We start from the raw sequence: 16661 nt of genomic DNA on the forward strand, positions 1-16661 counted from the left end.
TAAGGATGACGTTTTTAGGGAACGGATACTTTCTATAGGTTTTGGCCAAGGCCGAATTCGATGGGGATTTATTAAGACGGGCTAAAGCCCATCACTAGTGAATATAAGCAGGAAGGATATCTATTTTTGTGGATGCCCTCCTCCCTAGCCCTGATAGGAATGGAGGATATATCCAATATTATATAAGGAGGTCAATTATTGCCTATTTTTAATAGTAAATACAGTGTTCTTGGTTTGTGATTCAGGTTTTCAACTATAATAATAGATGTAATAGTCATAAAAAACAGGGAACATTTTTTTTGATTGCTTACATTTGTATCACATTCTTATTCTATAAGGAATGAAATGAGCTTATATATGATAGACAGAAGATATAAAGAAACGATTCATACAGATAACAATCAATACGAATATACTACAGTAACTCACGATGAAAATAAGGTAAGAATCTATACATTGAAAAATGGTCTAAAGGTTTTCCTTGCCCAAAATTTCGATGCCCCAAGAATACAAACCTTTATTCCGGTGAGAACGGGAAGTAATAATGATCCTGCAGATAATACCGGACTAGCTCATTATCTTGAACATATGATGTTCAAAGGCACCTCTAAATTAGGTACTCAAAACTGGGAGAAAGAGAAAGAACTTCTTGATCAGATCTCAACTCTATTTGAGGAACATAAAACTGAGCAAAATTCTGAAAAGAAAAAGGAAATCTATAAAAAGATTGATGAAGTCTCTCAAGAGGCCAGCCAATATGCAATTGCCAATGAGTATGACAAGGCTATTTCTTCACTTGGAGCGAGCGGAACTAATGCACATACCTGGTTTGATGAAACAGTTTATAAGAATAATATTCCTAATAATGAATTGGAAAAATGGCTCAAAGTAGAGAAAGACAGGTTTTCTGAAATTGTACTTCGTCTCTTCCATACTGAACTAGAATCTGTATATGAGGAGTTCAACAGAGCACAGGATAATGATACGAGACTTGTCAACTATGAACTGATGGCAGCTCTTTTCCCAACTCATCCTAATGGACAGCAAACTACACTGGGTAATCCGGAACATTTGAAAAACCCTTCCATGAAAGCTATCCATAAGTATTTTGATGAATACTATGTTCCTAATAATTATGCAATGGTCTTGGTTGGGGATCTTGATTTTGAGGAAACCATCCAATTAATTGATCAATCTTTTGGCACTCTTCCTTATAAAGAATTGCCGAAAAAAACACCAATTGTTGAAGAGCCAATTACCAAGATTGTGAAAAAAACTGTAAAAAGCCCTACTACTCCAAGGGTTCAATTGGCCTGGAGAACTGATAGCTATGGAACCAGAGAAGCCATGCTTGCAGATGTTCTTGCCAATATTTTGAGCAATAGAGGTGAAGCGGGACTATTGGATCTGCATATCAACCAGACTCAAAAAATGCTTTGGGCACAGGCTTTTTCTGTGGGATTAAAACAATATGGTTATTTTTCCATTGTTGCCGTTCCCAAGGAAACTCAAACTCTGGAAGAAGCTACTGAAATGGTTTTAGAAGAAATTGAGCTTGTAAAGAAAGGTAATTTCCCAGACTGGATGCTTCCCGCCATCATTAATGACTTTAAGCTTCAAAGAATGAAAGGCCTTGAAACATCGGAAGGTCTTGCCACTACTCTTTATGACACTTATATAAAAGGGAGAAGCTGGGAACAGGAACTGAATGAAATGGACGAGTATACTAGCTTTACAAAAGAAGATATTGTCAATTTTGCCAATACTTTTTTCAAGGAAAATTATATTGTTGTTAATAAGGAGAAAGGGGTTAATGAAAGATTAATCCGAGTTGAGAACCCGGGCATTACTCCTATTAAAATTAACCGCGATACGCAATCTGACTTTTTAAAGGAAATATTATCTGAGAAAACAGAAGATATACAACCTGAATTCATCAACTATCAAAAAGAGATCACCACTGATGAAATTAAGGGTAAGAAATTAAGCTTTGTAAAAAATAAATATAACGATCTTGCCCAGGTGCATTTTATTTTCCCTTTTGGAAGTGATAATGATAGAGAACTGGGAATTTCTACACAGTTATTGCAATATTTAGGAACCGATGATCTTTCTCCTGAGGATTTAAAAAAGGAGTTTTTCAAAATCGGAGTAAGCAATAATTTTAAAACAACCAGTAACCAGTTACTCATCTCTCTGAGTGGATTGGAAGAAAATATTGAAAAGGGAATTTCTCTTTTACAGAATTGGATGTATAATGTACAGCCTAGCCAGGAGATCTATCAACAATTTGTAGGAACTGTTCTGGAAAACCGTCAGGCCATGAAGAAAGATAAGAACCGTATTATGACAGCACTCATCAATTATACCAAATTGGGAAGTACTTCACGATTTACGGATATTATTTCCAAGGAAGAACTTGAAAGCAGCAAAGCTGAAATATTCACCGACCGAATGAAGCAGCTTTTCAAGTATCCTTACCAAGTTTTCTTTTATGGAAAGGACTTTGAAAGATTCAAAGGGTATATTGGTCAATATATTGAGACAGAAAGTCTTCAGATGCCGGACGCCAGACAATATCCGGAACCTGCTACGGGAGGTAACGTTTATTTTACAGACTATGACATGGTTCAGATGGAAATGAGTAAAATTGGAAAGGGAAATCTGGTTAACCCGTCTCATTTTGGAAAGATCAATGTATTCAATGAGTATTTTGGAAGAGGATTATCTTCAATTGTTTTCCAGGAAATCCGCGAAAGTAAGAGCCTTGCTTATTCTGCCTATGTCTCCTACTCTGCCAATGCTGAGCTAAAGCACCCTGATTACATTACAACTTATATAGGAACGCAGCCGGATAAGCTCATGATTGCTGTGGATACCATGAATGAACTGATGGATGAGCTTCCTGAAGTGCCCATTCAGTTTGAAAATGCAAAGAATGCAGCGCTGAAACAAATTGCATCAACCAGAGTTATCAGAAATAACATCTTCTTCAATACTTTAAATCTAAAGAAACTGGGTATTTATCATGATTTCAGAAAAGATATTTATGAAGAGATCCAAAGTCTGAAATTTGAAGATATCAAGCAGTTTTATGAAACAGAAATTAAGCCTGTGCATTTCAATACAGCCATTATTGGTAAAAAGGAAAACCTTAACATGGACGCTGTTGGAAAGATGGGAACATTTACTGAACTCAAGCTAGAAGATATTTTTGGACATTAGAAAACTACACTCAATAAAAACAAAAAGATCCCGGAATAACCCGGGATTTTTTATTGGTATTTAGCCAAAGAATTTTTCACAATCTCTTTGGCATTCTTTTCTACATTTTGATAGGAATAAGAATTAACCTATATATAAAATCTTTAATCTTTCTTTAAATTTTAAAACGCTCCAAAGTCCCAATAAACAAAAAACCTATTTAATTTTTGATTAAATAGGTTTTTTGTTTATTTGATCACTTTCATTTCATCAACTAGCCATTTTGAATCGGCAAATTTTTCAATGATGAAAAGGATATATTTTGTATCTACCATAATGTTTCTACTGAAACGAGGATCGTAGTTAATATCACTCATCGTTCCCTCCCACTGTCTGTCGAAGTTCAATCCTACCAGATTTCCATTGGCATCAAGGGCCGGACTTCCTGAGTTTCCTCCTGTAGTATGGTTTGTTGCGGTAAACCCAACAGGAACGTCACCTGTTTTATCTTTATAGATTCCGAAATCCTTTTTATTATAAAGTTCAATCAGTTTCTTAGGAACATCAAATTCATAATCTCCAGGAACATATTTTTCCATTACTCCAGCCAAGTGAGTCTGATAACCATAAGAAACAGCATCTCTTGGAGCAGATCCTTTTACTTTACCATACGTTACACGAAGAGTTGAGTTGGCATCCGGGAAGAATTTTCTGTCTTTATCAGTTTCCATCTGCTGAGCCATAAACTTCTTCTGCATGGCATCAATTTTTGCCTGAAGTGAAGAATACTGTGGATCAGCGGTCTTCATATACGTTTCTTTCATGGAAACATACAATTGATAAATAGGATCTTTCTTTAATGTTTTTATCAGTTTATCCTGATTAGAAAATGCCTTATCAATATCTGTAGTTAATGCCCCTCCATTTACAGCAATTCTTCCTGTGATGATAGAGTTTTTAGACATATCTTCCACTACAGGAATATTTGCATTTTCGTCCTTATATTTGTTGAAACCTGCCGGTAAAAACTGTGGTGCCGTTTTATTGGTGTATAAAGCCAATAATTTTGCAGTTACTCTTGCATCCAGTTCTGCGCTGTAGTCCTTATAGAAAGACGTTAGCTTTGTTTTTAACTTTGTAAGTTCTTTCTCATCCATTCTGCCCGCTTCTACAGAAGCTACAAAATCATAATAATCTCCGGCCAGCTTTAATGTTTCTGCATTTTTTACCACTTCTGTATAGTAAGCATTGTTTAATGCATAGGGAGCCTGATCATTGTAAAGTTTGTTCAATTGATCTAAAGTAGTCTTGATTTCAGGATTTTTAGAAACTAAAGAACCTTCATACATTACTTTTTTCTCAACAGCATTGGATTTCTTTAATCCTTCTACTTCACCGATCCATTTTTTCCAGTAATTGGCAACAGAGGCATACTTTGAAGCATACTTAATACGTGTTTCACTATCTACACGCATTTTTTCATCCAATGTCTTTAAAGCTACATCACGTACAGCAATTCTTGCAGGGTCAATATCTTTCATAATCTTCTCTACCGCTACTGCAGGAAGATATTCTGTAGTTTTCCCAGGGAAACCGAATACAAATGTAAAATCGTTTTCGTTTTTATCCTTTATAGAAACTGGTAAATAATGCTTTGGAACGTAAGGTACATTGTCTTTGGAATATTCTGCAGGCTTATTGTTTTTGTCTGCATAGATTCTGAACATTGAGAAATCTCCCGTATGTCTAGGCCAAACCCAGTTATCAGTATCACTTCCGAACTTCCCTATGCTTTGAGGCGGTGCCCCTACAAGACGGATGTCTTTATAGGTTTCTATGGTGTAAGCGTAGTACTTGTTTCCATAGTACATTGGCTTTACCATGATGGACTGATAAGATTCAATTTTCTGAGAGTTTTTATACACCTCAATATTGTTATTGATTCTTTTGGTAAGTTCAGGTTCTGTAAGGTTATCTGTTCCTTCCAATACCTGGTCTGTAGCTTCTTTTATATCTACAATAAAGTCTACTTTCACTCCCGGATTAGGAAGTTCACCATTGGTATTTTTAGCCCAGAATCCGTTTGAAAGAAGATCGTTCTGAACGGTAGAGTGTGCCTGAATCTGACCATAACCACAGTGGTGATTGGTCAACAACAATCCTTTAGGAGAAATAATTTCCGCGGTACATCCACCGTTAAACTGCACTACAGCATCCTTAATGCTTGGCTTCTGAGGATTGAAAATATCCTTAGCAGAGATTTTCATTCCCAGATCCTTCATTTCCTTTTCATTCAGTTCTGTAGGAATCCACATTCCTCCATATTGTTGTGCAAATGCCATTGCAGCCGGCAAAAGAAATACGGATAAAAGTATCTTTTTTGTCATAATCAAAATTTTGCCCGAATTTACGAAGAAAAATAAGAATAGTCCCCATAAAACGCCCGTAAAAGTTGGTCAAAGTATTTTGTATGATATAAAATAGGCAATCTATTAATGAATCTGGAAGTAAGAGATTAGAAGTTAGAAACTAAATCCAGTAGTTCTAAGGTAATAGTCAGCAACTATGTATTACAATACTAATGTTAAGCTTTAAACCTGATCTACAAGCTGCTGAACACCTATTTCCCATCTCAATTTAATCCATAATTAATGCACGATCTTCTCTTGTTTCCTTGGCTCAGTTTTTGTTTATTACTAGCCAGTTTATTATTAAAAGTATACTAAAATCAATTATTTATTATGATGAAAAACAAAATGTTTATTTTGGGAATTGGAGCAGCTTTGTTTCTTGCCTCTTGTTCTAAAAAGGAAACCGTTGAAACCTCAGGGACTTCTACAGACTCTGCAACAGCTGTTCAGCCAGTGGCTACAGACAGTATCACAAAGGCAACTCCAACAGCAGCCGGCGACACTTCTGAAAATTCTCTTGACTGGAATGGAACCTATGAAGCGGTAGTTCCTTGTGCAGACTGCCCGGGAATCAAGACTTCATTAACCTTGAATGATGATAAAACATTCAGCATTACTGAGGAATACCTTGAAAGAAATTCTAAGAACCAGGATAAAGGATCTTTCACATGGGATACTACGGGAAGTAGTATTACTTTAAAAGGAAAAACGGCAAACTATAAATATAAGGTGGGTGAAAATATGCTTATCCAACTGGATATGGACGGCAAGGAAATTGACGGTCCTAACAAAGATCTGTATGTATTCAAGAAAAAATAAAAATAAAGGCTTAGGCCTTTATTTTTTTGCTTTATATTAAAATTGATAAGCTATTATTTTAGGGTCTTCCATCAGGCATTTGATCACTTCTTCATGATAGCTATTTTTTCCGGTAAGTCTCCAGGTAACGGTTAAATTCCCTTGTGTATACTGTTGTTTTATCATCAAATATTTTAAATGATGATCTTTGAAAATAGTTTCACAATGTTTAAAACCTATTGAATCTGTTACTGCAATTTTATATTCCCTTATTTTATTATAGTTATCGATGAAGCTTTGAAGATAAGTTAATGCACTTAGAACAATCAATACCAAGGCTGTTCCTAAAAGTGAAAAATAGACATATCCTGAACCTACGGCCATTCCTATTGAAGCTGTTGCCCAAATGGTAGTTGCCGTAGTAATTCCTTCAATTTTATTTTCTCCTTTAAATATTACTCCAGCTCCCAAAAAGCCTATTCCTGTAATAATATTGGCTGCTAACCGATCCGGATTAGCCACTCCGATTTTTATGGAAAGTATCGTAAACAGGCAGGAACCAAAGCATACCAAAATGAAAGTACGAAGCCCCGCAGATTTGTTACGGTATTCCCGTTCAGCACCAATGAGTAATCCCAGAATTACAGAGATAAAAATTAGAAGCAGTTCATTTTTGACCGTATAATGGTCCTGAAGAAATTCCATTTTTAAATATTTTAACCTAAGAATAAAATTACAATAAAAAAATTGACGGAACTATTTTTGATTCTCTGACTTTATACTGTTATGAAAAAATTGATTTCAAGAAAAAACTTTTGTAATATTACATTTCAAATAAAAAAAGCAGGTATTGAACTTGCTTTTTTAACAACAAATAAAGAATTCAGAAATTAACAAAAATAAATTATGGACAAAGAAACTTCTCACTTCTGGCTGGGATATTTTAAAAATGAAGAGGACTTTTATGACTTTGTAGAAGAGGATGAAAATTATTACTTGGAAGAGGAAAATGATGATCAGTACGTTTCAAAATTTGCAAAATCCCAAGGGATCAAGTGGTTTGATGATGATTTTATAGAATATGGATTTGAAGATGAAAGATTAGGACTTTACGAAAAGTTTTCAGAATATTCTTATGCAGATCAATGGCTTCCAATCCTTGAGGAAAAACTTAATAAAATGGGATTAGATACCCCTGTAAATACGATCGTTTTTGCCAGTAGATTTGTTATTCCTAATCCTGTTTCTGTAGACGGGGAAGAAAACAAATTGTATTATGTAGGTGAAATTGAATTTGATGTTTAATTATCTATACTTAGAGAAATATAAATTTAAATACCTGGCTGTAATTTTTTGTTTTACAGCCTTGTTTTTTTGTTAAACAATCTGGTCAAGCTGGTTCTCCATAAAGACATTCATAATCTTTTAAAAAGATCATTTCAACAAAATTCATGAATATATATTCTTCCTTACAAATTGGAGATTATCATACTAATCATTGTGAAGATCATCTCCTAATCAAAAAAATAAATTCCAACAAATTAGTATGTGCAGTTATGGATGGCTGTTCTACTGCTATGGACAGCCATTTCGCGTCTACCTTAGTTGCAAAATTTCTGCGTAAGATTATTACTGAAATTGGCTATAAAGAATTATATGAAACTAATAATCCTATTAACTTAGATGAACAACTTAAAGAAATTCTAAGGAGTTTATTCCGTGAAATAACCTTTCTAAAAAATCACTTGATGTTAGATGAAAAAGAGCTATTAACAACTCTTATCATTTTACTTTATGATGTTCCAGAAAATAAGGGTATTATTCTATCCGTTGGTGATGGAGTTGTTTGTATCAATGGGATCATAACTGAGTTTGACAGAGATAACAAACCAGATTATTTAGCTTATCATCTTAATGAAAACTTTGATAATTGGTATGAATCTCAAAATCAAAAAATATTTTTTGATGACATGAATGATATTTCTATTGCTACTGATGGAATTCTTACCTTTTCAAAAATTAAAAAGGTAGATTCTGAAGACAATATAAACTCCATTGAATATCTGATGATGGATCAAACAGGTAGTAATACTGATGAAATGCTTAACCAAAAAATTAAAAAACTGGAACATCAATATGGTCTAAAACCAACGGACGACTTATCTATTATAAGATTGATAAAAGATAGATTTTCTAATTAAAAAAAGACTATTTGTTTATCATTTCTCTTTATACTATTTTCAAAATATGGATTTCCGTAAAGAAGAAATGAAAATACCTAATAGATTTGAAAAATATAATAAAATCATGAAACGTATTTTAAATCTAGTCTTTTTTCTAACAATTTGTTTTTCTATCTTATCATGTTCCACAAATTACTATACTGTTTTATTATCTGAAGATGCTACCGTCTATAGTTCTGCAGATTCTACCAATATTGTAACCATTATTCCCAAAAATACACAAGTTTTTTTATCATCTAAACCTAATAAAGGAAATTACAAAAAAATAAAATGGAATAATTACTCAGGATGGGCACATAATCCGGTTTATACTTCTTACAACAATTATATACCAGTAAAGACACCTTCCAGAACATCAACATATAATTACAGTTCGGAAAATACAAGATCATCAGGAGGTAGTGTAAGTGTAAAAGGATACTATAGAAAAAATGGAACTTATGTTAAGCCACATACTCGAAGTTCTCCGTCAAGAAGAAGATAAATATAAAAAACAAAAAACGTTTGCTTATGAGCAAACGTTTTTATTTTTTCATTCAAAGATAAATTTGAAAGTATATTTTTCATTAATGAGCTTCCAGCCAGTTATCTCCTACTCCAATCTCCACCAATAATGGAACCTGTGTTTTTAAGGCATTTTCCATTTCAGTTTTAATTAATTTTGAAGCAGCTTCAATCTCATCAATCGGGGATTCAAATATCAATTCGTCATGTACCTGAAGCAGCATTTTGGTTTTTAATTGCTGTTCCTCCAGTTCTCTATCGATTTTAATCATTGCCAGTTTTACAACATCTGCAGCACTTCCCTGAACAGGAGCATTGACTGCGTTTCTTTCTGCATGACCCCTTACAACGAAATTATTGGAATTAATATCTTTTAAATGACGTTTTCTTCCTAAAATTGTTTCAACATATCCTTGCTGACGGGCTTTATTTACCTGTTCTGCCATGTATTCTTTCAGTTTCGGATAGGTTTCAAAATAGGCTTCAATCATCTGCTTAGCCTCAGTACGTGACAATCCTGTTTGTTCTGCCAATGCAAAAGCACCCTGACCATAAATAATACCGAAATTTACTGTTTTAGCCTGGCTTCTCTGGGTTTTAGAAACTTCTTCCAAAGGAATTTTGAATAGTTTCGCAGCTGTTGAAGCGTGAATATCTTCACCATCCTGGAAAGCTTTGATCATATTATCTTCTCCTGAAATTTCAGCGATAAGACGAAGTTCAATCTGTGAGTAATCGGCAGAAATAATCTTCTTTCCTTCTCCTGAAACGAAGGCTCCACGAATCTGCTGACCTCTCAGTGTTCTGATCGGAATATTCTGCAGGTTAGGATTCACACTTGCTAAACGGCCTGTAGCCGCCGTAGTCTGTGAGAAGTTAGTGTGTACCCTGTTATCATGTTTGTCTATCTGTGATGGTAAAGCATCTACATAGGTAGATTTTAGCTTCTGGTAAGTTCTGTATTCAAGAATATGCTTGATAATCTCATGTTTTGAAGCTAATTTTTGAAGAACATCTTCTGAGGTAGCATATTGTCCTGTCTTGGTTTTCTTTGCCTTTGGATCAAGCTGCATTTTTTCAAACAGAATTTCACCCAATTGTTTTGGTGAATTCATGTTGAATTCTTCTTCTGAAAGTTCAAAAATCGTAGTTTCTAATTGTTTCAGGTCATTTTCCAGGTCTATACTTTCCTGAGCCAGCCATTTTTCATCCAGAGAAATTCCTGTCAGTTCCATTTTTGCCAATACTTCCATCAAAGGCATTTCTATGTTGTAGAAAAGCTCTTCCAGGTTTTCTTTTTTCAATTGTGGAGCAAATAACTCGTACAACTGGAATGTTACGTCTGCATCTTCTGCAGCATAATCTGTCTGCGTTCTCAGATCTGCATCTCTAAAGGTTCCTTGCTTTTTACCTTTCTTTCCGATAATGGTTTCAATGGAAACGGGTTTATAGTTCAGGTATACTTCTGAAAGGTAGTCCATACCGTGTCTTCCGTCCGGATTCAACAGATAATGGGCAATCATGGTATCGAACATGGCACCCTTCACGGTGATGTCGTACTGCTTTAATATTTTATAATCGAATTTTAAGTTGTGGGCAATTTTCAGTAGGTCTTCTTTTTCAAAAAACGATCTGAAAATTTCCAAGGTCTTCAAAACTTCATCTCTGTCTTCAGATAATGGAATATAATAGGCCAGTCCTTTTTTGTAGGAAAAGCTCATTCCTACCAGTTCTGCTTCCAGCTCGTTTAATGAAGTGGTTTCTGTATCAAAACAAACAGATTTTTGCTTCAACAGGTTTTCTACCAGCTTTTTCTGAGCCTTTGGATTATCTATGAACTGATAAAGGTGATCATTGTGCTCAATAGAAGTTTTTGTAGTGGTAGCCTGATCCAGCTCTTCAAAGTTGGCAAAAAGATCAAGTTGCATTGCCTGTCCTTTTACTTCAGCGCTTGTTGGGGTCTGCTTTACTTCTACTTCACTTTCTATCACCGTTTCTACAGGTGCAGAAGCAAAAGCTCTGTAAAGATTTTCATACAGTCTTCTGAATTCAATTTCTTCAAAGACTTCCTTTACTTTTTCAAAATCCGGAGTTTCAAGGTCATATTGTTCCTGATGAAACTCTACAGGAGCATCACAGATAATGGTGGCTAGCTTTTTGGACAAAATTCCACGTTCCGCAGAAGCTTCTACTTTTTCTTTAAGCTTCCCTTTCAGCGTATCGGTATTTGCAAGCAGATTTTCAATGCTTCCGAATTCTTTCAGGAACTTCATGGCAGTCTTTTCTCCTACACCCTCCAATCCAGGGATATTATCTACTGCATCACCCATCATGGCTAAATAATCTATGACCTGTTTAGGGTCTTCAATTTCATATTTTGCCTTGACTTCTTCTACGCCAAGAATTTCAATATCTCCACCTTTTAAACCAGGTTTATAAATCTTGATTTTATCTGTTACCAGCTGTGCAAAGTCTTTATCCGGAGTTACCATAAAAGTGGTATATCCTTCTTTTTCAGCTTTGCAGGCAATGGTACCTATCACGTCATCTGCTTCATATCCTTCTACGCCCAGAATAGGAATATGCATTCCTTCCAGAATCCTGTGAATGTATGGGACAGCAATTTTAATGGCTTCAGGAGTTTCGCTTCTATTGGCTTTGTAATCTGCAAAATCATCGGTTCTTACGCTTGCTCTTCCTACATCAAAAACTACGGCTAAGTGGCTTGGTTTTTCTCTTCTGATCAATTCGATCAATGAATTGGTAAAACCAAAAATTGCGGAAGTATCCAGCCCTTTACTGGTTAACCTCGGATTCCTGATCAATGCGTAATATCCTCTGAAAATCATCGCATAGGCATCGATGAGAAACAGCCTTTTATCTTGTGTTGCGTCCATATTATCTATAATGAACAAATATAAGAAAATAGGAGTATAATTTGCTATTTGTAGGGAGCGTTTCGAGTAGGGAAATTTTGAAATGCTGGATATAAAGCTGCCTTATTGGGATTAAATGTTTTAGCTCTATCTTCTAACAATAAACTAGCAGTCGTGATTTTCATAGTTCAGTTTTTCCATTCTGTCCTGATAGCTTTCTATTTCTTTTTTACTTATGGTTACTTTTTTCAATTCTACAGGAATCTGTTTTTTGCCATCCGGACTTATCCATGTTCCATTCATCATATCACCCTCTTTTTTTACAATCATCAGTCCTGTAAAACCCTCTTCTACCATTGCGAACTGTTGCTTCACTCCTTCTGTAACGCTAAGTTGTAACCAATTGCTTACTTTATCATACCGATACATTGCATCGTAGTAAGGGTCTCCGCCACAACCATTTTCTATAGCATGTATAAATAATGTTATTGACATTTTTCCGTTAATTGTTCCTTTATACAAGGTAGGATTGCTTTGTGCATTTAGGGAGATGGAGAATATTGTTATTGTTAGAATAAACAGAATTTTTTTGAGCATTTTTTAGTTTTTAGTGTTTAATGTATTTTACTGCAAAAATAAGACAGTATACCCAATGAGTATACTGCCTTGATTTGTTTTTTTAAGTGTTACCGGATTATTTACCAGATGATGGCCAAAGTCCAGCGTACTGAGAAGTACCGTAATCAATTGTTTCAGCGCTGATTACGAAGCTGATCAACATACTATTGCTGTCAACTGCATCGAAATCTACTTCGTGCTGAATTACGTATCCATTTTCCCAGTTCAAAGTGATTAATGTTCCTTCTTCGTGAGATTTGTTGAAAGTAATTTCTCCTTTTGTAGGCTTATATTTTCCGTTTAGTAAGCTTTCAAGGATGTCAGATTTTTCAGTAGCTTCTACTGTAACCTTAATTAATGCGTTAGAAGGATCTGATGCTACACGTCCTGATACGTCTGTAGATCTAGAAACGCTGTAGTTCATTTTTAATAATTTTTGTCCTTCTCCTCCGTTGAATTTTAAAATTCCTCTTGAATTTCTTTCTGCCATGATTGTAAATTTTAGTCGTTAATAATATTTGTTATTCAATAATTGTAGAACAAAGATAAAGCCGTTGCAAATGAAAAAAAAGCTTTTGGGAGGAAATCTGAAAATTTGTAGTAGTTCTACGATTTCGTGTCGTAATTCTACGACAATAGACTTAAACACGTGTATAATTCCTTATTAATAAATACTTTAATCATAATTAAAAATCAGCAATAAAACATCAACTATAACACCAATAAGAGATATATTATACTTCAAAATTCTTTTTACAGCAATTTTAGACCCCTAAACTTTTAGACTATCGGATCTTGGAAATTGATATAGTTAAGGTATGATAAACTGTTCTTTTACCCCTGATATTTTAAAGAAAATAAATTACGGATTTTGTATGGTAATGTAACTAAGCATTCAATGCATTAACGGTTATGCTATTTGTAACGTCGTTTGCAAAATCTTCTGCTCCAACTCTTATCGCTCTTTCGGCAAAGAAACTACTGATAAATGGTGCTATTAAAGTAATTATCCCACCAGAAACTTTTCCTGAAGTTTCAATATTCGATCTTACATTGGCTTTAATGGAAGCTTTTCCATTTTCATTATGAATATTGGCTGTATTTCCAACATTTTTTTTATTTACCATTCCTCGCAAATTATTGCTCTTATTGGTTATCATCTCTTTCAATGCAGCGCCAAACTCACCATTCTTCATTCTCGTTATCATTTCTTTAAGCTGGGGATTATTTTTAAGTGAATAAGAGCCTTGCCTTTCTGCTTCAGCTACTGCGGCATCGAACTTTGCAATATCACTTTTAGTAGCTTTATTTTGGTTCATTCTGGTTCTGATATTAGGAATGTCTTTAGCATCCATGGCAACAGAATATGGATCCCAGCTATCCGTAGGCTGTAGCAGACTTGTGGTATCTTCTCCCGCCCCTTTTACATTTTCATAGCTATTGTCACCCATTGCAGCATTAGTAGCTGTAGCTGTGTATGATGCGAAACGGTTTATAGCAAAATATCCAACCGGCAAGAATGCCCCAAAAATGGCAGTTTGCTTCAATACAAATAAGGTTCTTGCTCCTCCTAAAAAGCCCCCTATGGGTAATGTAGTTCCCATACTATATCCAAATAGCACCCCCGCAATAAATCCTGAACCGATATTCACGGCCATTTCTATTCTGTTATTATTAGCAATATTTGCCGCTGCATTCATTGCTGAAGTACGACTGATAAAAGGAAGTAAAATTCCTCCCTCTTTGCATGCCAACATTGAATTTTTTGTCAATGCCAAGTACATATCTTTATTCCCAACTTGAGCACTATCGAAACGTACTGTAGTATGGTGCTTTTTCCACTGACTTTCCTGAAAACCAATCATCTCACTGCATGTAGGCGTCTGCATCATTTGCCAAATTCCATATCCAATGGCTGCAATGGCGAGCGCTCCTCCAACAATCCAGCCGGCAACAGGAACTGTTGCTGCTCCTCCTGCCAACAAAAGCATTCCCACTACAACTCCACCTCCAAAGGCTGCAGTTCCGGCACCGGAGCTCCAACCGCTTTTACAGGTAAAATCATCAGATAACTTTTTATCTATTTTCACAAGAAAAACTCGATTTTGACTTCCTAGTTGTACAGACCTCATCTGTCTGTCATCACTCAATTTAAATTGCTTATAATTTGAGCTTAGTTGATTGGTACAAACTGCAAATACGTTTTCAGGTAAATAAACTGCCATTATTTAAAAAATTACTTATGATCAATATAGTATAGAAATCCTGTCATTAAAAGTATCATTACTAATACCGAAGTTCCTAAAATAAATAAGGTTACCTGCCAAGGCTTCATTTTATTTATTATGGAATACTTTATTTTCTCTCCTTTTGCAACATATACTCCAAAGTTGGGAATAATATTAGGTGTTGCTGCATTTTTCAATATTTTCTTATTGAAGTTTGTATCTATGTAAGGTTTTATATATTCAACAAATGCATCAAGCTGATCTATATCTTCTTGTGTAGAAAAAGGGGCTAAGCCGGTATCCCCGACCCTTACTTTTATTACATCATTTTTCGTCTTGATGGTTAAATATCTTAAACCGACATTTCCCATATTCTTTATCATCAGAATATCAGAAAATTTCACATGAAAATTTTCTTTTCTAAACACCAGGTTAAGATCATCTCCTTGTATTTTTATGATCCATTCCTTATCTTTTATAAGATTTGATAATTGTTTTAAAATAATCATGCTTACTCCCAAAGCAAGGCCAGCACCCATAAGGAGCGGCATTAAAAAAGGAATTTTTGGGAAAAGAATATGACTCCCGTACAGAATTCCCAGCATAATAATAAGAGAAGGAAAAATTAATATTAAAGCCAGTCTAAACTCTGTTTTCGCATCAAGTCCCTGGAACCTAAATTCTTTATTATTCATATTTATGGAGTGAAATTTTCTAACTTCTTTAACGTAAATATACATTCATTTTCAATATTATCAGAAATTTCTTCTTTTAAAACTACCCTAGCATTCTTGATGATTTTAGTTTCCATATCCATTTCTAATGTTGAGCGAAAAATAATTTTATAGGCTGTAAAATCATATTTTACAACTGCTCTATGAAGTTCGTTATATCTTTCTTTAATTTCTTGGAGGAGTTGCTCAGACATTTCACATTCTGCGACTTTTCTGATGGATACCATTCCGTTTTTTTCTTCTACTGTATCGTATCTCAAACGCAATGGGATAACCAGCGGAGGAACAATAGTAGATACAAAATCAAAATTTACAGTTTCCCAGTTATTGTCTTTAAACAAATATTGATCAAAACAACAGAAGTAAAAAAAGTTTCTCCAATACTCTTCTTCATTTTCATTGGATAATGAGAATTGGTCATCCCCCATTTTCAACAATTCGGATACAGAACTTGGATTCATCTCTCCAATTTTCTTTATAAATGGCATGTTATAAAAATCTTTTTGTTTAAAGTCCTGCCAATTATTGTGAAGCTCTTTTCTATTCAATATTTCTTTCAATTTGCCCGATGTATTATCAAGGCTAAAAAAAACATGATTTTTAATTTTATCTGTTGCTTCAATAAAGTCAAAAGTTTCTTCAAGAAATTTAGGAGATATATCTTTATTATAGTCTTCTAATTTTACAAAGCCTGTTTCAATAGAAAGATTATGCTTAAGAAGATACTGAAATCTTTGTTCTACATAATGTACCAGATTATCATTAAATTTAGAAGTGTTGATCTGCTCACATCTATATCTTGCCTGCTGGGTAAATTCTAGCTCTCCGTTTCTGGCTTTTTGTATTTTTTTTTGTTTTATTGCATTTTTTTCTATCAGGAGATATTCAAGATGTGGTGGAAAATGTTCTTTTAAAATAATTTCTGTTATACCACAGTTTTGATTGTGAAATGTCTGCAATTCTTTCGCATCCAATTCATATTTTTCTGCTATGGATTGTAGAGTATCTCCTTTTTTTATTTCATATTTTATAAACTCCATTCTTC

Annotated in this window: 13 protein-coding genes; 5 read left to right on the forward strand and 8 right to left on the reverse strand. The window is 34.5% G+C overall.

The window, feature by feature from the left end; translation table 11 throughout:
* The first annotated feature begins 357 nt into the window (after positions 1–357).
* Complete coding sequence (locus tag SCA31_RS10355; protein WP_410696919.1) at positions 358–3225, forward strand: M16 family metallopeptidase; 2868 nt, start codon at positions 358–360, stop codon at positions 3223–3225.
* A 227-nt stretch (positions 3226–3452) separates the two neighbouring features.
* On the opposite strand, the gene SCA31_RS10360 is transcribed toward SCA31_RS10355, so the two are convergent.
* Entirely contained in the window at positions 3453–5591 is a 2139-nt protein-coding gene (locus tag SCA31_RS10360; RefSeq protein WP_410696920.1) for a S46 family peptidase, read from the reverse strand.
* 354 nt (positions 5592–5945) lie between these two features.
* Between SCA31_RS10360 and SCA31_RS10365 the strand changes: the two genes are divergently transcribed.
* On the forward strand, positions 5946–6434 hold the full coding sequence (locus SCA31_RS10365; RefSeq protein WP_410696922.1) for a copper resistance protein NlpE: 489 nt from the start codon (positions 5946–5948) through the stop codon (positions 6432–6434).
* Positions 6435–6470: 36 nt separating this feature from the next.
* Here the strand turns inward: SCA31_RS10365 and SCA31_RS10370 are convergent, their stop codons facing one another.
* Complete coding sequence (locus SCA31_RS10370; protein WP_410696923.1) at positions 6471–7118, reverse strand: MgtC/SapB family protein; 648 nt, start codon at positions 7116–7118, stop codon at positions 6471–6473.
* 201 nt (positions 7119–7319) lie between these two features.
* On the opposite strand from SCA31_RS10370, the gene SCA31_RS10375 reads away from it, so the two are divergent.
* The 3 genes from SCA31_RS10375 (at position 7320) to SCA31_RS10385 (ending at position 9140) form a co-directional block, all read left to right on the forward strand.
* Positions 7320–7718: an immunity 22 family protein gene (locus tag SCA31_RS10375; RefSeq protein ID WP_109622558.1), complete on the forward strand. Its 399-nt coding sequence runs from the start codon at positions 7320–7322 to the stop codon at positions 7716–7718.
* Between the two features lie 146 nt (positions 7719–7864).
* Positions 7865–8614, forward strand: coding sequence for a protein phosphatase 2C domain-containing protein (locus SCA31_RS10380; protein ID WP_410696924.1), 750 nt, complete (start codon positions 7865–7867; stop codon positions 8612–8614).
* Positions 8615–8720: 106 nt separating this feature from the next.
* Positions 8721–9140: a hypothetical protein gene (locus tag SCA31_RS10385; protein ID WP_410696925.1), complete on the forward strand. Its 420-nt coding sequence runs from the start codon at positions 8721–8723 to the stop codon at positions 9138–9140.
* 82 nt (positions 9141–9222) lie between these two features.
* Here the strand turns inward: SCA31_RS10385 and polA are convergent, their stop codons facing one another.
* The 6 genes from polA to SCA31_RS10415 form a co-directional block, all read right to left on the reverse strand.
* Positions 9223–12057 carry a DNA polymerase I gene (polA, locus tag SCA31_RS10390; RefSeq protein WP_410696926.1) on the reverse strand — a complete coding sequence of 945 codons (2835 nt, stop codon included), beginning with the start codon at positions 12055–12057 and terminating at the stop codon, positions 9223–9225.
* A gap of 144 nt (positions 12058–12201) precedes the next feature.
* The gene (locus SCA31_RS10395; protein WP_410696927.1) at positions 12202–12633 is read right to left on the reverse strand and encodes a hypothetical protein; all 432 of its coding nucleotides are present in this window, start codon (positions 12631–12633) and stop codon (positions 12202–12204) included.
* A 97-nt stretch (positions 12634–12730) separates the two neighbouring features.
* Complete coding sequence (gene tssD / locus SCA31_RS10400) at positions 12731–13144, reverse strand: type VI secretion system tube protein TssD (protein WP_084086641.1); 414 nt, start codon at positions 13142–13144, stop codon at positions 12731–12733.
* A 397-nt stretch (positions 13145–13541) separates the two neighbouring features.
* Entirely contained in the window at positions 13542–14879 is a 1338-nt protein-coding gene (locus SCA31_RS10405) for a hypothetical protein (RefSeq protein ID WP_410696928.1), read from the reverse strand.
* 11 nt (positions 14880–14890) lie between these two features.
* On the reverse strand, positions 14891–15577 hold the full coding sequence (locus SCA31_RS10410; RefSeq protein ID WP_410696929.1) for a hypothetical protein: 687 nt from the start codon (positions 15575–15577) through the stop codon (positions 14891–14893).
* A gap of 2 nt (positions 15578–15579) precedes the next feature.
* Positions 15580–16656, reverse strand: coding sequence for a LysM peptidoglycan-binding domain-containing protein (locus tag SCA31_RS10415; protein WP_410696930.1), 1077 nt, complete (start codon positions 16654–16656; stop codon positions 15580–15582).
* Positions 16657–16661: the final 5 nt, after the last annotated feature.

This window comes from Chryseobacterium sp. SIMBA_028, from assembly GCF_046535285.1.
Lineage (GTDB): Bacteria > Bacteroidota > Bacteroidia > Flavobacteriales > Weeksellaceae > Chryseobacterium.